Annotated in this window: 18 protein-coding genes; 11 read left to right on the top strand and 7 right to left on the bottom strand. The window is 69.8% G+C overall.

All coding sequences use genetic code 11. The features are described 5' to 3' along the window. Positions 1-135: 135 nt before the first annotated feature. Genes ABTZ94_RS04935 through ABTZ94_RS04950 form a run of 4 tightly spaced genes read right to left on the bottom strand, consistent with a single transcriptional unit; the run spans position 136 to position 3933 of the window. A complete protein-coding gene (locus ABTZ94_RS04935) occupies positions 136-1350 on the bottom strand; it encodes an NAD(P)/FAD-dependent oxidoreductase (RefSeq protein ID WP_351197544.1) in 1215 nt (404 codons plus the stop codon). After that, positions 1347-1712: a bifunctional 3-phenylpropionate/cinnamic acid dioxygenase ferredoxin subunit gene (locus ABTZ94_RS04940; RefSeq protein WP_351197546.1), complete on the bottom strand. Its 366-nt coding sequence runs from the start codon at positions 1710-1712 to the stop codon at positions 1347-1349. Before ABTZ94_RS04940 ends, ABTZ94_RS04935 begins: the two co-directional genes overlap by 4 nt. Continuing rightward, complete coding sequence (locus tag ABTZ94_RS04945; protein WP_351197548.1) at positions 1709-3016, bottom strand: aromatic ring-hydroxylating dioxygenase subunit alpha; 1308 nt, start codon at positions 3014-3016, stop codon at positions 1709-1711. Before ABTZ94_RS04945 ends, ABTZ94_RS04940 begins: the two co-directional genes overlap by 4 nt. Then, the gene (locus ABTZ94_RS04950) at positions 3013-3933 is read right to left on the bottom strand and encodes a VOC family protein (RefSeq protein WP_351197550.1); all 921 of its coding nucleotides are present in this window, start codon (positions 3931-3933) and stop codon (positions 3013-3015) included. The genes ABTZ94_RS04945 and ABTZ94_RS04950 overlap by 4 nt, the downstream gene beginning before the upstream one ends. Positions 3934-4235: 302 nt before the next feature. On the opposite strand from ABTZ94_RS04950, the gene ABTZ94_RS04955 reads away from it, so the two are divergent. Together ABTZ94_RS04955 and ABTZ94_RS04960 are read left to right on the top strand one after the other, a co-directional pair. Next, positions 4236-5204 (top strand): zinc-binding dehydrogenase, encoded by a 969-nt coding sequence (locus tag ABTZ94_RS04955; RefSeq protein ID WP_351197552.1) that lies wholly within the window; start codon positions 4236-4238, stop codon positions 5202-5204. 202 nt (positions 5205-5406) lie between these two features. Continuing rightward, positions 5407-6258 carry an IclR family transcriptional regulator gene (locus ABTZ94_RS04960; RefSeq protein WP_351197554.1) on the top strand — a complete coding sequence of 284 codons (852 nt, stop codon included), beginning with the start codon at positions 5407-5409 and terminating at the stop codon, positions 6256-6258. Positions 6259-6338: 80 nt separating this feature from the next. Here ABTZ94_RS04960 and ABTZ94_RS04965 read toward each other — a convergent pair whose 3' ends face one another. Then, positions 6339-6947, bottom strand: a complete 609-nt coding sequence (locus ABTZ94_RS04965; RefSeq protein ID WP_351197556.1) for a helix-turn-helix domain-containing protein — start codon at positions 6945-6947, stop codon at positions 6339-6341. A gap of 218 nt (positions 6948-7165) precedes the next feature. Here ABTZ94_RS04965 and ABTZ94_RS04970 point away from each other — a divergent pair, with 218 nt between their 5' ends. The 5 genes from ABTZ94_RS04970 (at position 7166) to pepN (ending at position 13051) form a co-directional block, all read left to right on the top strand. Then, the gene (locus tag ABTZ94_RS04970) at positions 7166-7981 is read left to right on the top strand and encodes a 2-keto-4-pentenoate hydratase (protein ID WP_351197558.1); all 816 of its coding nucleotides are present in this window, start codon (positions 7166-7168) and stop codon (positions 7979-7981) included. Beyond that, the gene (locus ABTZ94_RS04975) at positions 7978-8946 is read left to right on the top strand and encodes an acetaldehyde dehydrogenase (acetylating) (RefSeq protein ID WP_351197560.1); all 969 of its coding nucleotides are present in this window, start codon (positions 7978-7980) and stop codon (positions 8944-8946) included. Before ABTZ94_RS04970 ends, ABTZ94_RS04975 begins: the two co-directional genes overlap by 4 nt. Next, the gene (gene dmpG / locus ABTZ94_RS04980) at positions 8943-10025 is read left to right on the top strand and encodes a 4-hydroxy-2-oxovalerate aldolase (protein WP_351197562.1); all 1083 of its coding nucleotides are present in this window, start codon (positions 8943-8945) and stop codon (positions 10023-10025) included. The genes ABTZ94_RS04975 and dmpG overlap by 4 nt, the downstream gene beginning before the upstream one ends. Positions 10026-10352: 327 nt before the next feature. Beyond that, complete coding sequence (locus ABTZ94_RS04985; RefSeq protein ID WP_351197564.1) at positions 10353-10559, top strand: hypothetical protein; 207 nt, start codon at positions 10353-10355, stop codon at positions 10557-10559. Continuing rightward, positions 10547-13051 (top strand): aminopeptidase N, encoded by a 2505-nt coding sequence (gene pepN / locus ABTZ94_RS04990; protein WP_351197566.1) that lies wholly within the window; start codon positions 10547-10549, stop codon positions 13049-13051. The genes ABTZ94_RS04985 and pepN overlap by 13 nt, the downstream gene beginning before the upstream one ends. 6 nt (positions 13052-13057) lie before the next feature. On the opposite strand, the gene ABTZ94_RS04995 is transcribed toward pepN, so the two are convergent. Next, entirely contained in the window at positions 13058-14686 is a 1629-nt protein-coding gene (locus tag ABTZ94_RS04995) for an IS200/IS605 family accessory protein TnpB-related protein (protein WP_351197568.1), read from the bottom strand. 403 nt (positions 14687-15089) lie between these two features. Here ABTZ94_RS04995 and ABTZ94_RS05000 point away from each other — a divergent pair, with 403 nt between their 5' ends. Continuing rightward, positions 15090-16496, top strand: a complete 1407-nt coding sequence (locus tag ABTZ94_RS05000; RefSeq protein ID WP_351197604.1) for a pyridoxal phosphate-dependent decarboxylase family protein — start codon at positions 15090-15092, stop codon at positions 16494-16496. Then, positions 16493-17911, top strand: coding sequence for a lysine N(6)-hydroxylase/L-ornithine N(5)-oxygenase family protein (locus ABTZ94_RS05005; protein WP_351197570.1), 1419 nt, complete (start codon positions 16493-16495; stop codon positions 17909-17911). Before ABTZ94_RS05000 ends, ABTZ94_RS05005 begins: the two co-directional genes overlap by 4 nt. A gap of 90 nt (positions 17912-18001) precedes the next feature. On the opposite strand, the gene ABTZ94_RS05010 is transcribed toward ABTZ94_RS05005, so the two are convergent. Continuing rightward, complete coding sequence (locus ABTZ94_RS05010; protein WP_351197572.1) at positions 18002-19807, bottom strand: bifunctional metallophosphatase/5'-nucleotidase; 1806 nt, start codon at positions 19805-19807, stop codon at positions 18002-18004. Between the two features lie 135 nt (positions 19808-19942). On the opposite strand from ABTZ94_RS05010, the gene ABTZ94_RS05015 reads away from it, so the two are divergent. Together ABTZ94_RS05015 and pyk are read left to right on the top strand one after the other, a co-directional pair. After that, entirely contained in the window at positions 19943-20647 is a 705-nt protein-coding gene (locus tag ABTZ94_RS05015) for an SIMPL domain-containing protein (protein ID WP_351197574.1), read from the top strand. Between the two features lie 125 nt (positions 20648-20772). Further along, complete coding sequence (gene pyk, locus ABTZ94_RS05020; protein WP_351197576.1) at positions 20773-22206, top strand: pyruvate kinase; 1434 nt, start codon at positions 20773-20775, stop codon at positions 22204-22206. Positions 22207-22213: the final 7 nt, after the last annotated feature.

Genomic DNA, 22213 nt, shown 5'->3' on the forward strand with positions numbered 1-22213 from the left:
GTGTCGGCCATCCCATCGCACGGCGGCGGGTGCGGGGAGCGGGTGTGCCGGTGGGCGGCACACACCATGACGGGGCCGGGGGAGAAGGGCTCAGGGGGGCGGGCGGCGCGCCGGGTGCCGCCCGCCCGGGGCGGTTCAGCCGCGGAGCAGGGCGCGCAGTTCGGTCGCCGGGTCGGCGAGCCGGTCCGCGGAGACGGGCACCGCGCGGGCGATCAGCCGCTGGGCGGCCTTGATGTCCTTGGGCCGGTCGATCGCGGCGGCGGCGACCAGCACCGGGCCGCGCAGCCCGAGCACCGTGAAGGCGCCGGAGGCGACGTCACCCCTCACGACGGTCTCCTCGGCGTCGGCCATCGAACCGACCCCCTCCAGCCGACTGCCGTACCGGTCGGACCAGAACCACGAGGCACCTTGGTCGGGCGCGGCCGCACCGAGCAGTCCGGCGGCCGCGGCCCGGCCACCGTTCTGAGCGGCGTCCCAGTGCTCGTGCCGCACCGGTTCACCGTCCCGCCGGGCCACGTCGCCGACCGCGTACACCCGCGGGTGCGAGGTGCGCTGCGCCGCGTCGACGACGATGCCGTTGTCGACGGTGAGCCCCGCGGCCTCGGCCAGCGCGGTCGCCGGGCGGATGCCGATGCCGACGACCACGGTGTCGGCTGCGACGGGCTCGGGGCGCCCGCTCACGGTAACGGTGACCTCCTCGGCGCCGGGTGCCCGGTCGATGCGCTCCACACCCCCGGTGACGACCTCGACGCCCTCGGTGCGGTGCCGGGCGTGCAGCGCCCCGGCGATGTCCGGGCCGACGACCGTGGTCAGCGGCACCGGCACCGGATCGATCAAGGTGACGGAGCAGCCCAGCGCGGTGGCGACCGCCGCGGTCTCGGCACCGATGAGCCCGGCTCCGACGACGGCGATCCGGGCGCCGGGCACCAGCCGGGCCCGCAGCCGCCGTGCCTCCTCCCAGGTGCGCAGGGTGTGCACGGCCGGGTCGTCGGCACCGGGCACCGGGAGGGTGCGAACGGCGCCGCCGGTGGCCAGCACGATGCGGTCGGCGGTCAGCTCGGTGCCGTCGGCCAGTTCCAGCACACCCTCGTCGGGGCGCAGGGCGGTGACGACGGCGCCTGTCCGGAGCTCGACGCGCTGCTGCTCGTACCAGTCGGCCGGCCGCAGGAAGATGCCGTTCTGTGCGGTCACGGCACCGTTCAGGACGTCCTTGCTCAGCGGAGGACGGTCGTAGGGCAGCCCGTCCTCGCCGTTCAGCAGGACGATCTCGCCGTCGAAGCCGCCGCCCCGCAGGGCGTCGCAGGTCGACACGGCGGAGATCCCGGCGCCGACCAGGGCGATCCTCGTCATGACGTCGGCTCCTGGCCCGGGTGCAGCCAGATCTCGCCGTCGACGACCTCGACCCTGTGGGTCCGGGCCGCGAGGGTGGCCGGCATGCACTGCGGCTCACCGGACCTCAGGCAGAAGCGGGCGCTGTGCAGGGGGCACTCGACCTCGCCGCCCTCGATCCAGCCGTCGGCCAGGGACGCCTGGCCGTGCGAGCAGGTGTCGTCGAGGGCGTAGTACTTCCCGCTGTCGTGGAAGACGGAGATGGCGTCGTGGTGCCCGGTCTGCTCGACGGGCACCCGGAGGGCTTCGCCCTCCTCGATGCCGCCGAGGGCGGCGACGCGCACGGAGGTGAACGCGGTGTCGGTGGATTCGGCGGAGGTCATCGTTCGTCAGCTGCCTTCTCGTGCCAGGCCGGGGTGTTCATCAGGTCGCGCCAGCGGGTGTAGAAGCCCCGCGCGGCCCCGTCGGAGTACAGATGTCCGGTGGTACCGGGGTGGACGCCGTCCTCGGTGCCCGTACCGATGCCCATCTGGTAGTTGAGCGTCATGCCGCCGGCCATGAAACCGTGAGCGGTGGCCTGGCACTCGCTCCAGTTCTCGCCGTCGTCCTGCTCGAAGATGCCGGTCGGTCCGAAGGTGCGCAGGTTGTACAGGCGCTGGGCGTTCTTGACCTCGTCGGGCATCGACTTGTCGACGACCGTCCAGGCCCAGACCTCCATCTTGTCCGGCCCCTTCGGGTGCCAGACCCGGATGCTGCCGTTGACCGGCAGATACGAGAAGTTGGGGAAGATGTTGGCGTGCCCGGTCGTCATCGGACCTTCGGCACGGCCGTCGCCCAGGCGCTCGCGCAGCTGGTCGTAGTCGTAGTACTCGTGCACCACGCGGTCGTCGAAACGGCTCTTGGGGTGGGTCGGGAAACCGGCGCCGTGACCGTTCGGGTCGGTGTACTGGCGTCCCGGGGTCTGCACGATCCCGGTTTTGGGGCCCTTGCCGCTGGGCGACATGACCATCAGCGCGGAGGCGTGCGAGATGTTCACGTGGTACCAGTCGGAGGAGAACTGCTCGGCGGCGAGCTTCCAGTTGCCCTCCAGGACCCACTTGTGAACACCGCCGATGACCTCCGTGCCCTCCGGGTCACGGTCCAGCATGGCGTCCATGTACCAGGTCATCCCGCCGAGCGCCTCGATGAGCGGGGGCGCCTGCGGGTTCCAGGTCGCGAAGATCAGCCCTCGGTACGTGTCCAGCTGGGCGACCTCGGTCAGGCCCCAGCGGCTCCGGTCGAAGCTCTCCGGGTACCCCTCCCGGTTCGGGACGTTGATCAGTGCGCCGGAGGTGTCGTACGCCCAGCCGTGGTAGCTGCACGTGAACGCCTTGGTCGCACCGGCGTCCGCCCGGCAGACCCGCATACCGCGGTGGCGGCAGGCGTTGAGGAAGGCGCGGATCCGCCTTTCCTTGTCCATGGTCACGATGACCGGGTCCTCACCCATGTACGTGGTGAAGAAGTCGCCCGGCTTGCGGAACTGCGAGGTGTGGGCGAGGAAGAGCCAGCTCGGCGCGAAGACGCGGCGCAGCTCCTGCTGGTAGAGGGCGGTGTCGCCGAAGATCCCGCGGTCGACGAGACCGTTGTCGAGGTCGAAGTACTCGGTGACATCGACTGCGGGAGCGGGGGTGCGGTGGAGGTCGCTCATGCCTTCGTTCCTTCCTGTCCGGCCTGGGCGGCGGGGCGCGCCGGCCGGTGGTGGCCCCACAGGGTGGTGCCGTCGACCCGGGTCGCGGTCCAGGGGTCGTCGACGGTGATGGCGCCGTACCCGTACTCGACCTCGAAGCCGGACGGCGTGACCGCGTAGAAGGACAGCATCCGGTCGTTGCTGTGCCGCCCGATCGTCAGGGCGAGCGGCGCCGCACCGTCCAGACAGCGGTCGTACGCGTACCCCACGGTGTCGAGCGCGTCGACCTCCAGCATGAAGTGGAAGAGCTCGCCCGGCTCCACGTCCTTGCGCGGCTTGCGCTCGGGCTCGATGACGAGCCCGGCGAACGCCAGCGAGTGGTGACGGGGGTTGGTGTGCAGGAACGCGACCCGCTTGCGGCCGAGGTCACAGAAGTCGGAGATCCGGAAGCCGAGCAGCTCGGTGTAGAACCGCAGGGTCGCGGCGTAGTCCTCGACGGAGAACACCACGTGGCCCAGGCCCTGTTCACCCGTGATGAAGCGGGCGCCGGTCGGTGAGACGAACGGGGCGGTGGCGGTGCGGGCACCGTAGAAGATCTCCACACGTACGCCGTTGGGGTCCTCGATGTGGAAGAGCCCCAGGACGTCCCGGTCGCGGAGCATCTGCTCGTCCGCATGACTGACTCCGATACCGGCCCGCGTCAGTTCATCGGCTGCCGCGGCGAGTTCGGCGGGGCCCGGAACCTCCCAGCCGACGTAGCCGAACTCCTCGGAATCGGCCTCGTGCAGGGCGATCCGCCAGGCGCGGTCGTCGGCGCGCAGCCGCAGCCCGTCGCCGGTGGTCTGCACCGACAGGCCGAGCACGTCCTCGGCGAAGGTGCGCCACTCGTTGATGCGCCGGGTTCGGAGTCCGAAGTATCCCAGTCCGCTCAGTTGCATGACGGGCCGTCCCTTCAGGTCTGTTCGGGGAGTAGGGCCGGACGGCTCGGCGGTCCGTTCGGGCATTTCACAGCAGACCGCCTCGGGACCGGTCGTGCCATGTGCTGTGCCGCCCTGTGGAACACACCGCGTCACGTTCCGGTGCGACGGTCCCGGCCGGCGGAACCGTGGGTACGGGGGCGGGCTTCGGCCGTGCCGCGTCACGGCACGGCCGCTTGTCCCGGAGGGGCGCGGCCGCAGAGCGTGGCCGCCGTGCGCTGCCGCACACCGCCTTGTGGACCCCCCTCACGCCCGGAGGACCGATGCTCGCCGCCGTCGCCGTACGCCAGGACCCCGCCGACCCGCTGAGCGGGCTCGAACTGCGCGAGGTGCCCGCGCCGGTGGCCCCGCCGGGCTGGACCGTGGTCAAGGTCGTCGCGGCGGCGCTGAACCACCACGACATCTGGACGCTGCGCGGTGTCGGTCACCCCGCCGACCGGCTGCCGATGGTGCTGGGCTGCGACGCCGCCGGGTACGACGAGGACGGCAACGAGGTCGTGATCCACCCGGTGATCGGCGACCCACAGGCGGGCGGGGGCGACGAGACCCTCGACCCCGGACGGGCGTTGCTGTCGGAGCGGCACGACGGGGCGTTCGCCGAGCTGCTGTGCGTGCCGCGCCGCAATCTCGTCCCCAAGCCGGCGTCGCTGTCCTTCGCGGAGGCCGCATGTCTGCCGGTCGCCTGGCTGACGGCGTACCGGATGCTGTTCACCCAGGCCCGGATCCGTCCGGGCGACCGGGTGCTGGTGCAGGGCGCCGGTGGCGGGGTGGCCTCGGCGGCGATCACCCTGGCCCGTGCCGCCGGGGCCAGGGTGTACGCGACCAGCCGGTCGGAGCACAAGCGCGCGGCGGCCCTGACGATGGGTGCCCACGTGGCACTGGAAACGGGGGAGAGGCTGCCGGAGAAGGTCGACGTGGTCGTGGAGACCGTCGGAGAGGCAACCTGGCCGCATTCGCTGCGGTCGCTGCGCCCGGGCGGCACGGTCGTGGTCGCCGGGGCGACCAGTGGGGCCAATCCGCCGGCCGACCTGAACCGGATCTTCTACCTCCAGCAGCGGGTGCTGGGCTCCACGGGCGGAACCCGTCAGGAGTTCGTCTCGCTGCTGCGGTTCATGGAGAGCGCCGGGATCCGGCCCCGGATCGACCGGGAGATCCCGCTGTCCGGCATCCACGACGGCTTCCGGGCCATGATCGACGGCGAGGTCACCGGGAAGGTGATCGTCAACCCGTGACGCCCGCGCCGCGGACGCGGCGCACCGGGGTACGCCGACCCCGATGCCTCGTACGGAACGACTGCGGTGTATGCCCGACTGTGATGTACGAGGCACCGCAATTTCGGTTTTGCCTGCGCTTGACTGTTCACACGCGCGAAACTGTTCTCTAGAGTGGACATGCGTCCACTGGAGTGGTCGCCAGGAATGCGCGGAGGCGAACATGCTCGACCGTACCCCGATCACCGATGCCGCCGGCCCGACGGGTTCGGACACCTCTCGTGAGCAGCAGACCGCCGTGGACAAGGCGCTCACCCTGCTGATGTCGCTCGCCGAGGAGGACCGTGAGGTCGGTGTCAGTGAGCTCGCCCGCCGTACCCGGCTGACCAAGTCGACCGCGTTCCGGCTGCTCGGCATCCTCCAGCGCAACGACGTCGTCGAGAGAGTGGGCAGCAGCTACCGGCTGGGACCCCAGCTCTTCGACATCGGCCGCCGGGTCTACGGCCCGACCCCGCTGATGCTGCAGGAGCGGCTGCTGCCCTTCCTCACCGAGCTGTACGTCCTCACCCAGGAGACCGTGCACTTGGCCGTGCTGCACCGCACCGACGTCATGTACGTCAACAAGCTGCACGGCCACCGCCGCGCCCGTACGCCCACCCGGATCGGCACGCGGCTGCCCGCTTCCTGCACCGCCGTCGGCAAGGCGCTGCTCGCCTTCGACCACGACGCGGCCGAGCAGGCGATCGCCGACGGACTGCCCGCACCGATGGAGAACTCGGTGACCGATCCCGAGGACTTCCGGGCCGAACTGGCCCGTATCCGCCGTGAGGGGATCGCCTACGACCGGGAGGAGATCCTGCCCGGCGTCTCCTGTGTGGCGGTCCCTGTCATGGGGGCCGGCGGGCGCCCCGTGGCCGCCGTCTCCGTCTCCGGCGTGGCAGGACGCTTCGAATCCGCACGCATCGCACCCGAACTGCGCCGGGTCGCGTTCGAGGCCGCCAGGGAACTCGGAGCCACGGCCCGCCCGCGGGCCCGCAGGAAGCCCGGGGCGAGCCAGGAGACGGCCGCCGCCTGATCCGTCCCACCGCTCCGGGCCCGTGCGGCCGGCCCGGCCGGACACGGAGCGGTGCGACGGGAGAGCCCCCCGGTGGTGGCTCAGGAGGGCGGGGTGGCCCTCCCGGCCCCGTGTGTGTGGCCCCGCGCAACGCCGCCGGTGCCCGGCTGGACGCGGGGCACACTGACCACGATGTGCACCACGCTCTCCCCCTCGAGGGAGGCGTACAGATGCGGACGGTCGCCGGGAAACCGTACGAAGTCGCCCGCACCCAGCTCCACCGGGCCGTCCTCGGGACCCACCCTGACCCGCCCGCTGATCACGTACAGATGCTCCAGCGTGCCCACCGGATGCGGCCCGGAGCGGCCCGTGCCGCGTATGCGCAGGATGTAGTTCTCGATGACACCCGAACCGTAGACGTGGTCCAGGCTGCGGCTCTCGTACCCCTCGTGCTGCTGCCAGACGGCCTCGTCACCCGGGCGCACCGTCATGACCTGCTCGCGCTCCGCGACCAGCCGTGTCACCGGCACACCGAGGGCCAGCGCCACCGCGAACAGCGTCTCCACGGTGGGGTTGCCCGTGCCCTGCTCGACCTTGGACAGATTCTGCTTCGACAGACCGGCCTGCCGGGCGAGCTCGGCCAGCGACAGCCCGCGCTGCTCCCTGAGGATGCGAAAGTTCCGCGCGACCACGTCGTTTCCTGTTGACACCGCACCACCATAGGTCACTTGAACGGCCGGTCCCCGGGCCGGCCGGCAGGGCGGCCGCACCCGCCCGCGGATTTCGCCGACACCGTTCCATGTCGCGGAACGACCCTTGGCGCGGGCACCACCGCGACGTCTATACCGGAGTCCCGGCGGCGCACCGCGCCGCGCCGACGACGCGTTCCCGCACATCTTTCTTCTTCTCTTCCCCCCGGAGGTACCCCGTGACCGCCGCACCGTTCGCCGCCGTCGCCGATGCGGCCGAGGCTCTGGCCGAGGCCGCGCGGTCCGGCATTCCCTGTCCGCCCGTACGCGATCTCTTTGCCACCGGGGACGTGGCCTCCGCGTACGCCGTGCAGCGCCGCACCATCGAGTCGAGCCTCACCGGCGACCGCCGCATCGTGGGCCGCAAGATCGGTCTGACCTCGCCGGCCGTCCAGCGCCAGCTCGGCGTCGACCGGCCGGACTTCGGCGCACTCCTGTCCGACATGGCCGTCCCCGACGGCGGGACCGTCCCGGCCGGCCGGCTTCTCCAGCCCAAGGTGGAGGCCGAGGTGGCCCTGGTGCTGGGCGCCGGTCTCCCGCACCCGCAGTCGACGGTCGCCGACGTGATCCGCGCGGTCGACTTCGCCCTGCCCGCCCTGGAGATCGTCGACAGCCGGATCGCGGACTGGGACATCAGCCTCGTCGACACGATCGCCGACAACGCCTCCTGCGGGCTGTTCGTCCTCGGCGGCGCTCCCGTGCCGCTGACCGCCGTGGACCTGCGCGGGGTCCGGATGACCATGACCCGGGGCGGCGAGAAGGTCTCCGAGGGCAGCGGATCGGACTGCCTCGACGGCCCGCTGAACGCCGCGGTCTGGCTGGCGTCCACGCTCGCCGCGATGGGAGACCCGCTGCGGGCCGGAGACATCGTCCTCACCGGAGCGCTCGGTCCGATGGCCGTCGCGGCGCCCGGCGACACCTTCGAGGCCCGGATCTCGGGCCTCGGTTCCGTACGGGTCGGCTTCGCCGCCCCCGAGCAGGGAGACCAGAGTTGAGCAGCGCAGTTTCGGACGGCGGCCGCACCAAGGTCGCGGTGATCGGCTCCGGGAACATCGGCACCGACCTCATGATCAAGGTCCTGCGGCTCTCGGACCGCCTGGAGATCGCGGCGATGGCCGGCATCGACCCGGCGTCCGACGGCCTCGCACGTGCCCGCCGGCTGAAGGTCGCCACCACCCACGAAGGAGTCGACGGCCTGCTGAAGATGGACGAGTTCGCCGAGGTCCGGATCGTCTTCGACGCCACGTCCGCGGGCGCGCACCGCTACCACGACCAGGTGCTCCGCGCCGTCGGCCGCACCGTCGTCGACCTCACCCCGGCCGCGATCGGCCCCTACGTGGTCCCGCCGGTCAACCTCGGCGAACACCTCGGCGCCGGAAACGTCAACATGGTGACCTGCGGAGGACAGGCCACGATCCCCGTGGTCGCCGCCATCAACGCCGTCACCCCGGTCCACTACGGCGAGATCGTCGCCTCCATCTCGTCCCGCTCCGCCGGACCCGGCACCCGCGCCAACATCGACGAGTTCACCGAGACCACCTCCTCGGCCATCGAGAAGGTCGGCGGCGCCGCCCGCGGCAAGGCGATCATCGTCCTCAACCCCGCCGAACCGCCGCTCATCATGCGCGACACCGTGTACTGCCTGGTCGGCGAGTGCGACGACGCCGCCGTGGCAGCCTCCGTCGAGGAGATAGCCGCCCGCGTCCAGGCGTACGTACCCGGCTACCGCCTCAAGCAGAAGGTCCAGTTCGACCGGGTCGCCGACGACGACCCGCTGCGCGGGCTGCTTCCCGCAGGCGCCGGGAAGGAAGCCGTGAAGGTCTCCGTCTTCCTCGAAGTCGAGGGCGCCGCCCACTACTTGCCCGCCTACGCCGGCAACCTCGACATCATGACCTCGGCCGCTCTGCGTACCGCGGAGCACATGGCCGCTCACCGCTCCAGCGAGGTGGCACCCCGATGACCGACCACACCACCACCGCGGCCACCGCCGGACAGCCCTGCCCCCGCAGCCCGCTGTACATCCAGGACGTGACCCTGCGCGACGGCATGCACGCAGTCCGGCACCGCTACAGCGTCGAGCAGGCCCGGACCATCGCGACCGCCCTGGACGACGCCGGAGTCGGCGCGATCGAGATCGCCCACGGCGACGGCCTGTCCGGCTCCTCCATCACATACGGTGTCGGCGCGCACACCGACTGGGAATGGATCGAGGCCGTCGCGGACGCCGCCAAGAAGGCCGTTCCCACCACCCTGCTGCTGCCGGGCATCGGCACCCTGCACGACCTCCGGCAGGCGCACGCGCTCGGCATCCGCTCGGTGCGCGTGGCCACCCACTGCACCGAGGCCGACATCTCCGCACAGCACATCGCGGCCGCCCGCGAACTGGGCATGGACGTGGCAGGCTTCCTGATGATGTCCCACATGGCCGAGCCCGCCGAACTCGCCCGCCAGGCAAAGCTGATGGAGTCCTACGGCGCACAATGCGTGTACATCACCGACTCCGGCGGCCGGCTCACCATGGACGGCGTACGGGAACGGGCCCTCGCCTACCGCGAGGTGCTGGACGCCGCGACGGAACTGGGCATCCACGCCCACCACAACCTCGCGCTCGGCGTGGCCAATTCGGTCGTCGCCGTCGAGCACGGTGTCACACGGGTCGACGCCTCACTGGCCGGCCAGGGCGCGGGCGCGGGCAACGCCCCGCTCGAAGCGTTCATCGCCGTCGCCGACCTGATGGGCTGGGAGCACGGCTGCGACCTGTTCCCACTCATGGACGCCGCCGACGACCTGGTACGTCCGCTTCAGGACCGCGAGGTCCGAGTGGACCGCGAGACCCTGACCCTCGGCTACGCGGGCGTGTATTCCAGCTTCCTGCGGCACGCCGAGAACGCGGCGAGCCGCTACGGACTCGACACCCGGGCCATCCTGGTCGAGGTCGGCCGCCGCAAGATGGTCGGTGGTCAGGAGGACATGATCACCGACATCGCGCTCGACCTGCTGAACCTGAAGGCGGCGCAGGAGACGACGTCCGGCGACTGACCCCACCGGGCCGGTACGACGCCGTCCCGCGGCCCCCGCCGACGGTTCGTCCGCCCCGGCGCGAGGCAGGCCGGCCCGTCGGCACGGGCCGGCCCCGGCCCGCACACAGAAGCGGTCCGCCTCCCGACGGAAACCGGTAGAACCCGCAGCCGGACGCCCCGCGAAACCCGCGGTCGCCGCAGCCCCGCCCTTCCCGGCGGCTGCCCGATCCAGTAGTGCTGGTCAGGCAGCCACCGGTCCCGGCCAGGAAGCCCGGCGCCCGCCGCCACGCACCTGCCGACGCCGTCGCGAAGTCCTGTACGCAGCGCCGAAGAAGCCGCGCGGTGTGTGACGACGCAGCGATCCGCCCACCGGGGCACCGACCCGAACCGGCCCGCGGACCGGCGCGGCACCCGGCTCCCCGGCGGCCACGGCATCACCGGCCACGGCACCACCACCAGCGCCCCGCCCGGCACTCACCCCCACTCAGCCCTGGGAGAACCCGCCTGCGCCCGGCGCACCCCGTACGGCAGCATGGACGCATGTCCGTACTGACGCGCGACGAAGCGCAGACCCGAGCCCAGTTCCTCGACGTACACCGGTACACGATCGACCTCGATCTGACCGGAGGGGAGGAGACCTTCGACTCCCGTACCGTCATCCAGTTCACCGCGGCCGAGGCCGGTGACACGTTCGTCGAGCTCAAGCCCGCCACCCTGCGCTCGATCAGCCTCGACGGACAGCCCCTCGACCCCGCCCACCTCGTCGAGAACCGCTTCCCGCTCACCGCACTCACCGCCGGCACGCACGAACTGCGCATCGACGCCGCCATGCGCTACTCCCGCACCGGCGAAGGCATGCACCGCTTCACCGACCCCACCGACAACGAAACGTACGTCTACACCCAACTGTTCATGGAAGACGTGCAACGCGTCTTCGCCGCGTTCGACCAGCCCGACCTCAAGTCCGTCTTCGAACTCACCCTCACCGCCCCCGAAGGCTGGACCGTGCTCGGCAACGGCATCGCCGAGCACCAGGGCGACGGCCGGTGGACCCTGGCAGCCACCCCGCTGATCTCCACCTACCTCGTCGCCGTCGCCGCAGGCCCCTGGCACTCCGTGACCACCGAGCACGCCGGACTGCCCTTCGGCATCCACTGCCGCCGCTCACTGGCCCCCCACCTCGACGCGGACGCCGACGAGATCCTCGACATCACCCGCGCCTGCTTCGACCGCTTCCACGAGAAGTTCGACGAGCCCTACCCCTTCGACTCCTACGACCAGGCCTTCGTCCCCGAGTTCAACGCCGGCGCCATGGAGAACCCCGGACTCGTCACCTTCCGCGACGAATTCGTCTACCGCTCCGCCGTCACCGACACCGAGCGCCAGACCCGAGGCATGGTCATCGCCCACGAAATGGCCCACATGTGGTTCGGCGACCTCGTCACCCTCGCCTGGTGGGACGACATCTGGCTCAACGAGTCCTTCGCCGAGTACATGGGCTACCAGACCCTCGCCGAAGCCACCCGCTTCACCGACACCTGGGTCGACTTCGGCGTCGCCCGCAAGGGCTGGGGATACGACGCCGACCAGCGCCCCTCCACCCACCCCGTCGCCCCCGACCCGGCCGCCGTCCCCGACACCGCGTCCGCGATGCTCAACTTCGACGGCATCTCCTACGCCAAGGGCGCATCCGCCCTGCGCCAACTCGTCGCCTGGCTCGGCGAGAAAGACTTCCTGGCCGGCATCAACGCCCACTTCGCCCGCCACAAGTTCGCCAACGCCACCCTCGCCGACTTCATCGACAACCTCGCATCGGCCACCGACCGCGACGTCCACGCCTGGGCCGACACCTGGCTGCGCACCACCGGAGTCGACACCCTCACCCCCCACGTCGACGAGTCCGACGGCACCTGGTCCCTCACCGTCGACCACGACGGCAGCCGCCCCCACCGCATCGCCGTGGGCGCCTACGACCACGCCCCCGACACCCACACCGGCCCCGACCGCCTCGTCCTGCGCGACCGGTTCGAGATCGACATCCCCCAGAACGGCACGGCCAAGGCCCTGCCCGGCCGACGCCCCGCCCTCGTCGTCCTCAACGACGGCGACCTCAGCTACGCCAAGGTCCGCCTCGACGCCAAGTCCTGGGACACCGTCGTACGCGACCTGTCCGGCATCCCCGACGCACTGACCCGCGCCGTCATCTGGAACACCGCCCGCGACATGGTCCGCGACGGCGAACTCGCCCCCACCACCTACCTCGAAACGGCCCGCGCACACCTCCCGCACGAAACCGACCTCGCCCTCGCCCAAGGCGTACTCGCCTTCGCCGACACCCACATCGCCGGCCGCTATCTCGCCCCCGAAGACCGCCCCGCCGCCCTCGCCACCCTCACCGCCCTGTGCCGCGACGTCATCCGCCGCACCGAGGACGGCCACAACCCCGGCCTGCGCCTCGTCGCCGTACGCCACCTCATCGACGCCGCCACCCAGCCCGACACCATCCAGGACTGGCTCACCACCGGCACCGTCCCCGGCGGACCCGAACTCGACCCCGAACTGCGCTGGCGCATCCTCACCCGCCTCGCCGTCCTCGGCGCCACCGACGAAACCGCCATCGCCGCCGAACTCGAACAAGACCCCAGCGCCACCGGACAGGAAGGCGCCGCCCGCTGCCGGGCCGCCCTCCCCACCCCCGACGCCAAGGCCGCCGCCTGGCACGCACTGTTCAACGACGACAGCCTCTCCAACTACCTCTTCACCGCCACCGCCCAAGGCTTCTGGCAGCCCGAACAGGCCGACCTCGTACGGGACTACGTGCCCCGCTACTACCCCGAAGCGACCCGGCTCGCCACCCGCCGCGGCCCCGCCATCGCCGAAGCCGCCGGCCGGTACGCCTTCCCCGCCTACGCCGTCGACGCCGACAACCTCCACCTCGGCGAACAGGCACTGAACGACAAGACCCTCATCCCGGCCCTGCGCCGCAAGCTCATCGACCAGATCGACGACCTGCGCCGAGCCCTCGCCGTACGCGACGCCCACTGACCGTTCCTAACCAGTGTGCATGAGTGGGTCCTGGACCCACTGTTGCGTACTGGGCGCATCCCGAACGGTTTTGGATGCACTGGGTTCCCGCTTTCGCTTCCCGCGCGGCGACGGCCCTCCAGGGGGCCGGTCCGTTGAGGGTGGGCGGGTTCCCTCACGCCCCCGGTCACCTCGTTCGGCCTGGGCGGTCCGATGCCCCGCACGATCGCTCTGGTCGTGTGGGGGCGGTGCCGTCCTTCGCCGGACCGGGTGTCCGAGGGCGCGTCGTCCGATCGCGATGCCGGCGGCATCGTGACGGGACATCTTTCGCTTGGGGGTGGCCAGTGGTTTCTGCCAGTGCTGGGCACCCCACAGGGAGGTGTAGGCGGGGTCGACCGCGACAATGCTCAGGCCCTGTTCGGCGGCCATGGAGACGAGCCGGGCCTTGAGCTTTCCGGTCGGGATGCCGGAGATCAGCTGCCTGAACCGTTTTCGGCGGCCGTGTTTCTCGCGGGTCTTCTCGGTGGTGAAGTCGAGGTCCTCGATGCCGATCGCGGCGACACCGACTCGATTGGCCCAGTTGATCAGCCGGGTCAGCGCGTGGCGGATCTGGGCGTCGCGGTGACTGGCGGTCCCGGAGAGGTCGTAGGGGAAGCGGTGCGGGTCGCCGATGGGGTTGCCGTGCCGGTCGAGGTGGTAGGCGGCGAAGTGGTCGGCGTTGGTGTCGACGCCGACCATGCCCCGGGCACGGGCGGTCTCCAGCGGGATGGTCTGCACGACGGGGCGTTGCCAGGACGCGGTGAGGTACCAGCGGCCGCGCTCCGTGTCGAGGTGGATGCGGTAGGCGACGGCCCGGTTCGCGGCGATGCGATCGGCCCACTCCGCGCCCCGGTGCGCGAACGCGACCGTGGCGTGGAGTGTGTAGCGGCCGTGCCCGGTGTTGGCCAGGTGCGCGAGCGGGGCAGGCAGTCTGATGCTGACTTCGCCGTCCGGGGTGACGCGGATCGTCTCGTTCCCGAACCTCTTTCCCGACTCACCGTCGGCGGCGATGAACCAGCGCTCCGCCTCCCAGCGTTCCCGCCACTGGCCTTCGGTCAGCTGGGCTTTGGTGAGGTGGTGGCGGGTATTGAGGAGGCGCTTGCCGCCCCGCACCACCCGCACCCGTCCGGCCTGCCAGTCGGCAGCAACGGCCGCGTGCCGCGCCTCCAGCACCGCGAGACGGCGGGACTTGTGGAACCACTCACTCCGGGAGCGGTAGCCGCCCGCAGCGTGTTTGGTTCCTCGCTCACCGACCGGGAGGGACAGGCGGTGCCGCAGCGTCTTGATCCCGGCTGCCAGATTCCGGATGTGTGCTGCCTGGCCACGGCGTGCGAGCGCCCATTGATCGTGCGTGGCCTTGGTGATCGCACCCGCGATCCGCGACGACGACAGCGGCGTCAGGTCCCGCTTACGCGACGCCCAGGTGTCCGCGCTGTGCCCCGGACCATCCACGCAGCGAGCCTTGAGATCACGGGAAGCGAGCGCACCCTGATGCTCACCGACCGAGCGCAGGACTTCCTCGTCGTGCGGCGTGAGGTGTTTGAGACGGTCCCGGATCGCCACCCCAGCAGGCCCCGGCACCACGAAGGACGCCGTCAACTCCCTCAGCCCACCCACCACACCACCCCCTCCCACGAGGCCGGACACCTGCCACCCAGCCCAACGAGCAGCAGCCGCCAAGGTCACCCATTCGGCCCCAGAACCCCCGTTCCCCCCACGAACCCGCCGACAGGACCCACTCCCGCTCACCACAACTCACTTCAGTGCAGCAAACCGGCAGCAGCTCGCAACCTCCAGGGCCGACACCACCCGTGCCCGGCGCCACTCCCACCACACAGGGAGGCGCCGGGCACACCCATATCCGACGCCACACCCATACCACCGAAACCCCCGACAACGACCCTTCACTCCTACACCCGTCCCCCTTTCGAGTTCAGATCACCGAGCTCTTCGGCCACGCCCCCGAAAACCCGGACAAGCTGGCATGTCCACCCATGCGCACCCGAAGGGCCCCACCACCATGCCCACCCCACCCCTCGCCGGATCAACCACCGGCCCCGCCGCCCTGCGCCCCCTCATCGACACCGTCCTCACCGCACTCCACGACGGCGCCCACCGACGCGACGGCCCCCTCCCAGCAGGCGGACCCGACACCGTCACCCCCAAAATGCGCACCGCCACCCACCCCGTCATCCCCGACCACGGCACCGGCCCCCACGACGCACTGCACACCCTCGTCAGCGCCCTCGCCGAAGGCGCCGCAGACCCCGCACACCCGCTCTGCGCCGCCCACCTCCACACCCCGCCCCTCGCCCTCGCCGCCGCCGCGGACCTCGCCGCCTCCGCCCTCAACCCCTCCATGGACTCCTGGGACCAAGCCCCCGCAGCCTCCACCCTCGAAGCCGACATCACCGCCGCACTCGCCACCGAGATCTACCCCCACCACCCCTCACCCGACGCACTCCTCACCACCGGCGGCACCGAAGCCAACCAACTCGCCCTACTCCTCGCCCGCGAACGCAACGGCCCCGTACAGACCATCTGCGCCGCCAACGCCCACCACAGCATCACCCGCGCCGCCTGGCTCCTCGGACTCCCCGAACCCGTCGTCATCCCCGCACCCACAGGCGTCATGGACCCCACCGCACTCGACGAAGCCCTCACCCGGCTCCACAGCCCCCACCGAGCCCTCTTCGTAACAGCCACCGCAGGCACCACCGACACCGGCCGGATCGACCCACTCGCCGACATCGCCGACCTCTGCACCACCCACGGCGCCGAACTCCACATCGACGCCGCCTACGGCGGCCCCCTCCTCTTCAGCCCCACCCACCGAGGCAAGATCCACGGCCTCGACCGCGCCCACAGCGTCACCCTCGACCTGCACAAACTCGGCTGGCAACCCGCACCCGCAAGCATCCTCGCCGTCCCCGACCGCACCCACCTCGACGCACTCCACCACCGCGCCCCCTACCTCAACCCCGACGACGACACCCAGGCCGGCCTCCCCGACCTCCTCGGCCGCTCCCTGCGCACCACCCGCCGCCCCGACGCCCTCAAGATCGCCGTCACCCTCAAAGCCCTCGGCCGCACCGGACTCGCCGACCTCATCGACCACACCATCACCACCGCCCACCACCTCGCCGACCTCATCGCCAAAACCCCCACCCTCGACCTCTACGACCGCCCCACCATCAGCACCGTCCTCTTCCGCCCCACCGACGCCGACGACAACACCGTCGCCACCATCCGCCGCACCCTCCTCACCCGGGGCCACGCCGTACTCGGCCGCGCCCACACAGACAACCGCCTCTGGCTCAAAGCCACCCTCCTCAACCCCCACACCACCCCCGACAACCTCCGCACACTCCTCGACCTCGTCACCCACCTCGCCAACGACCTCGCGAAAGGCAACACCCCCCGATGACCGACCTGCCCACCCCCGAGACCGACCAGCCACACGACCTCGTCGGCATCGGCATCGGCCCCTTCAACCTCTCCCTCGCCGCACTCGCCCACGGCATCCCCGGCAACCCCCACCCCCTCGCCACCGCCTTCTACGAACAGCGACCCGCCTTCCACTGGCACCCAGGCCTCCTCATCGACGGAGCCAGCCTCCAAGTCCCCTTCCTCGCCGACCTCGTCACCCTCGCCGACCCCGCCAGCCCCTGGACCTTCCTCAACTACCTGCGCAGCCGCGACCGGCTCTTCCCCTTCTACTTCGCCGAGCGCTTCCACATCCAGCGCGCCGAATACGACGCCTACTGCCGCTGGGTAAGCGACCAACTCCCCGGCCTCCACTTCAGCCACCAGGTCGACGCCGTCCGCTGGAACAACGAACGAAGCCTCTTCGAAGTCGACTTCACCCAACTCGACACCGACGGCGAAGCCGAAGCACTCGGCCGCGCATACACCCGCCACATCGCCCTCGGCATCGGCACCGAGCCCTACATCCCCGACCCCCTCAAACCCCTCGCCGAAGCCGAAACCATCCCCGTCATCCACTCCGCCGACTACCTCCACCACCGGAAAACACTCCTCGACGCCGAACACATCACCGTCATCGGATCCGGACAATCCGGCGCCGAAATCTTCCTCGACCTCCTCCGCGCCCGCCCCACAGGCCACGAAAAACTCCACTGGATCGCCCGCACCCAGGCCTTCGCACCCATGGAGTACTCCAAACTCGGCCTGGAACACTTCACCCCCGACTACAGCCGCTACTTCCACGCCCTGCCCGAATCAGTACGCGACGAACTCGTCCCCCACCAATGGCAGCTCCACAAAGGCATCGACGCCGACACCATCGCCGCCATCCACGACGAGCTCTACCGCCGCACCCTCCACGGCGGCTGGCCCGACACCACCCTCACCCCCGGAGTCTCCGTACGCACCGCACGACGCGTCGCCAACACCCGCGTCGAACTCCACCTCGAACACACCCAGCAGAACACCCGCACCCGCCTCACCACCGACGCCGTCGTCCTCGCCACCGGCTACCGCGAACGCTCCCTCGACCGCATCCTCACCGGCCTCGACCCCCACATGCGCCGCGACAACTCCGCACGACCCCACATCGACGACCGATTCCGCCTCGCCCTCGACCCCACCGTCACCGGCAACGTCTACGTACAGAACGCCGAACGCCACACCCACGGCGTCGGCGCCCCCGACCTCGGACTCGCCGCCTGGCGCAGCGCCACCATCCTCAACAACCTCACCGGCACCAACACCTACCCCCTCCCCGAACGCACCGCCTTCACCACCTTCGGCCTCACCCCCCAAAGCCCACCCATCCCCACCCAGAACCCCGGCCTCATCCCCCTCACCCAGCGCAACTGACACCCACACACACAGACAGAAAACGGCCGCCCCCTCCGAAAGGAAGAGGACGGCCGCCGACCCACACCAGCACACCCCAGAGACAACCGCCTAGAACACCGGCACACCGTCCCGCGTCAGACGCCAGTCCACCGAAGCGAACAGCGCACCATCCACCGAACCCTTCGCCTGCACCCAGGAGATAATCGTGTTACGGATCTCCTCCGAGTTCGCCCACAACTGCTTCGCACCCGGCACATGCGGGAAGTTACCACCGCCGCTCGCCCGATAATTGTTCACCGCCAGCACGAACTGCGCCGCCCCATCAATCGGCTTACCCTCGAACGAAAGATTCACGATCCGCGAACCACTCGGCCTCGCAATGTCGATGTCGTACGTCAGACCCGACACCGCGTCGTAGTTGTAGTCCGGAATGTTGTCCGCGTTCGTCAGCTTCGCCGTGTCCACCGGAGCACCCGCCGCAGTCTGCACGTAGTACCGCGCCGAGAACTCCAGATAATCCTTGATCTGCGCACCAGTCAGCAACCGCGCCTCAAGGGTGTTCTCGAACGGATACAGACCCGCCGCGTCCTTGATCGTCACATTCCCGGCCGGAATCTGCGCCGTACGCGAGAAACAGGACGCCTGCGAAAGCACAGGAAGCGCCGCGTACGCACCACCCGCCAACGCCGCCTTCACCGTCTCCGCCTGCACGACATTGATCAGATCAATGATCGGCTCATCCTTCCAGGCCGCCTCCGCCGTCGTCATCGCCGCCGTCGACGTGCCGATCACCTGATTGACGTACGCCACGACCTTCTCATGCTCATCCATCAACAGCTTCGTGATCTCCGGGTCCTCGGCCACGGTGTTGGAGTTCAACACCTGCGAACCCGCCTTCTCCACCACCCAACGGCCCTTCTCCCACACCAGATCGAAATCGAACAACGTCAACCGCTGCCCCCACTTCAACGGCTCGGAAAGCACCACCTTCTTCCCGGTCTGCTTGTTCTCCACGAAATACTCGGGAATCTCCAGATGCGCATGCCCGACCAGAATCGCATCAATACCCGGCACCTGCTCAGCCACCAGACCCGCCGCGTTCTCCACATACGGGATCTGATCACCGTACGAAGACGTACCACTGCTACCCGAGTGCGCCGACACAATCACGACATCCACACCCATGGAACGCAGCCGCGGCACAAACCTCGCCGCCTGCTCCTCCAGACCGGGGAACACCATCTTCCCACCGACATTCGCCTTGTCCCAGATCGCGATGCCCGGATTGGTCAGACCCAGAATCGCAACCCTCACATCCGGACCGTGCGGGGTACGCATCCTCTTGATGACATACGGCGCGAACGCCGGCCGCAACGTCTTCGCATCCAGCGCGTTCGCACCCAGCAGCGGAAAGTCGCACTGCTCCTCGAACTTCCGCAGCACCGGAATTCCATAGTTGAACTCGTGGTTGCCCAACGCCGCGGCGTCATAGCCGATCGCGTTCATCGCCTGCGCCATCGGATGCACCGGACCACGCTTCGCCGTGATCGGATCGACCTTGGCGTAGTAGTACGACAACTGGGTGCCCTGGATCGTGTCACCCGCATCGATCATCAGGGTGTTGTGACGGCCCTTCTCCCGGCGCACCTGGTCCACCAAGGTCGAGATCTTCGCCAGACCGACATCATTGTGGGCCTTGTCGTCGAACTCCCTGTCCGTGAAGTAGTCCCAGTTGAAGACGTTCCCGTGCAGATCGGTGGTGCCCATCACAGTGAACGAGTACCGCTTCGGCGGACGCCCGTGGCCCTGCCCATCACCTTGGGCAGCAGCAGGAACGGCAGAGCCACCCGCAATCGCCACACCGGCACCGGCAGCCGCCGATGTGCCCAGGAACGTCCTACGGTTCAGCGGCATTTCTTCTCCCACATCTCAGATCTCGCAGTACACAACGCGCGTAGATAATGACCCAGGAGCCACACCCGGCAACACCCCTCACGGGTTTCGATCTGATGACCACCCGCCGTCGCACCCCGATGCGAGAGTGGACACATGACCGACACCCCGCCGCCCTACGGCACCCCCGACCACCCCCGCGTCGCCGTCCGAGGCGAAGCCCGCCTCGAAGTCGACCCCGAGACCGCCCACATCGGCATCACCATCAGCGCCCGCGGAAAAGACCGCCGCGCCGCCCTCGAAGACCTCACCCGACGCAACAACCACGTCCTCGAACTCGCACGAACCTACGGACAAGCAGTCGAAAAACTCGAAACCGGCACACTCTCCATCACCCCCGAACTCACCCAACGCGGACGCGACGAAAAAATCCGCGCCTACCACGGCCGCGTCCACGTCACCGCCGTCCTCAACGACTTCACCGCACTGGGCGAATTCACCACCCGCATCGCCGACCTCGACATGACCCACGTCAACGGCCCCTGGTGGACCCTGCGCCCCGACTCACCCGCCCACGCGAACGCCCGCCGCCAAGCCGTACACGAAGCCGTCCAACGCGCCCGCGAATACGCCGACGCCCTCGGCACCCACCTCACCGCCCTGGTCGAACTCGCCGACCTCGGCGCGGAGAACGCCACCCCGGCCACAGCCATGCCCACCGCACCCGGCGGCGCCCGAAGCCGCGCGGCATACGGCGCCACAGCCCCGGAACCCGCACCGACCCTCGACCTCGAACCACAACGCCAGACGGTCTACGCCCAGGTCAACGCCCGCTTCACCATGTCACCGCCAAAACTATGAAGAGAATGCTCATCCGAGCACCCCGGCGCACAATTCAACACTTGTCAATAACCCTTCATCCAAAGGTTGTTGAGTAGTCACGCAGCGCCAAACGGATACCCGTAGGTAAGGTCTAGGGTCAAACCATGCGCCGAGCAAAAATCGTTTGCACCTTGGGTCCCGCCACCGACACATACGACCAGATCAAGGCCTTGGTCGAAGCGGGAATGGACATCGCCCGCCTCAACCTCAGCCACGGCACCTACGCCGAACACGAAGAGCGATACCACCACGTACGCAAGGCCTCCGACGAGAGCGGACGCAGCGTCGGCATCCTCGCCGACCTTCAAGGCCCGAAGATCCGCCTCGGACGCTTCCGCGAAGGCCCCGTACTCCTTGAACGCGGCGACGACTTCACCATCACCGTCGAACCCATGGAAGGCGACCGCCACACCTGCGGCACCACCTACGACGGCCTCGCCACCGACGTCACCACAGGCGAACGCATCCTCGTCGACGACGGCCGCGTCACCCTCGAAGTCACCGAAGTGGACGGCCCCCGCGTCCACACCACCGTCATCGAGGGCGGCATGGTCTCCGACCACAAGGGCCTCAACCTCCCCGGCGTCGCCGTCTCCGTACCCGCACTCTCCGAGAAGGACATCGAAGACCTCCGCTGGGCCCTGCGCACCGGCGCCGACGTCATCGCCCTCTCCTTCGTACGCAGCGGACGCGACATCGAGGACGTCCACCGCATCATGGACGAGGAAGGCCGCCGCCTCCCCGTCATCGCCAAGGTCGAGAAGCCCCAGGCCGTCGAGAACATCGACGGCATCGTCGCCGCCTTCGACGGCATCATGGTCGCCCGCGGCGACCTCGGCGTCGAAATGCCCCTGGAGCAGGTACCGATCGTCCAGAAGCGCGCGATCAAACTCGCCAAACGCAACGCCAAGCCGGTCATCGTCGCCACCCAGATGCTCGACTCGATGATCGACAACTCCCGCCCCACCCGCGCCGAAGCCTCCGACGTCGCCAACGCGGTCATCGATGGCACGGACGCGGTGATGCTCTCCGGCGAGACCAGCGTGGGCAAGTACCCCATCGAGACGGTCCGCACGATGTCCCGCATCGTCGAAGCCGCCGAGGAAGACATCCTCACCAAGGGCCTCCCGCCCCTGAGCGACTGCAACAAGCCCCGCACGCAGGGCGGCGCGGTGGCCCGCGCGGCAGCCGAGATGGGTGACTTCCTGGGCGCCAAGTTCCTGGTCGCCTTCACCCAGAGCGGCGACACGGTCAGGCGCCTCTCCCGCTACCGCTCACCCATCCCGCTCCTGGCCTTCACCCCGGCCCCGGCCACCCGCTCCCAGCTGAACCTGACTTGGGGCGTCGAGACCTTCCTCGGCCCGCACGTGGAATCGACGGACGCGATGGTGGCCCAGGTCGACGAGGAACTGCTGAAGATCGGCCGCTGCGAGAAGGGGGATGTCGTGATCATCACGGCCGGCTCCCCGCCGGGAGTCCCGGGTTCCACGAACCTGGTCCGGGTGCACCGCATCGGCGAGGGCGACAGCCCGAAGTAGGCCGGTC

Origin of the sequence: Streptomyces sp. NPDC002785 (assembly GCF_040295565.1) — a bacterium.
GTDB lineage: Bacteria > Actinomycetota > Actinomycetes > Streptomycetales > Streptomycetaceae > Streptomyces.

Excerpts from the sequence above, each read along its gene's own strand:
- ABTZ94_RS05005 (WP_351197570.1), top strand. The coding sequence starts at position 16,493 with ATGACCGACCTGCCCACCCCCGAGACCGACCAGCCACACGACCTCGTC.
- ABTZ94_RS04940 (WP_351197546.1), bottom strand. The coding sequence starts at position 1,712 with ATGACCTCCGCCGAATCCACCGACACCGCGTTCACCTCCGTGCGCGTC.
- ABTZ94_RS04950 (WP_351197550.1), bottom strand. The coding sequence starts at position 3,933 with ATGCAACTGAGCGGACTGGGATACTTCGGACTCCGAACCCGGCGCATC.
- ABTZ94_RS04960 (WP_351197554.1), top strand. The coding sequence starts at position 5,407 with ATGCTCGACCGTACCCCGATCACCGATGCCGCCGGCCCGACGGGTTCG.
- ABTZ94_RS04955 (WP_351197552.1), top strand. The coding sequence starts at position 4,236 with ATGCTCGCCGCCGTCGCCGTACGCCAGGACCCCGCCGACCCGCTGAGC.
- ABTZ94_RS04935 (WP_351197544.1), bottom strand. The coding sequence starts at position 1,350 with ATGACGAGGATCGCCCTGGTCGGCGCCGGGATCTCCGCCGTGTCGACC.
- pyk (WP_351197576.1), top strand. The coding sequence starts at position 20,773 with ATGCGCCGAGCAAAAATCGTTTGCACCTTGGGTCCCGCCACCGACACA.
- ABTZ94_RS04945 (WP_351197548.1), bottom strand. The coding sequence starts at position 3,016 with ATGAGCGACCTCCACCGCACCCCCGCTCCCGCAGTCGATGTCACCGAG.
- pepN (WP_351197566.1), top strand. The coding sequence starts at position 10,547 with ATGTCCGTACTGACGCGCGACGAAGCGCAGACCCGAGCCCAGTTCCTC.
- ABTZ94_RS05015 (WP_351197574.1), top strand. The coding sequence starts at position 19,943 with ATGACCGACACCCCGCCGCCCTACGGCACCCCCGACCACCCCCGCGTC.
- ABTZ94_RS05010 (WP_351197572.1), bottom strand. The coding sequence starts at position 19,807 with ATGCCGCTGAACCGTAGGACGTTCCTGGGCACATCGGCGGCTGCCGGT.
- ABTZ94_RS05000 (WP_351197604.1), top strand. The coding sequence starts at position 15,090 with ATGCCCACCCCACCCCTCGCCGGATCAACCACCGGCCCCGCCGCCCTG.
- dmpG (WP_351197562.1), top strand. The coding sequence starts at position 8,943 with ATGACCGACCACACCACCACCGCGGCCACCGCCGGACAGCCCTGCCCC.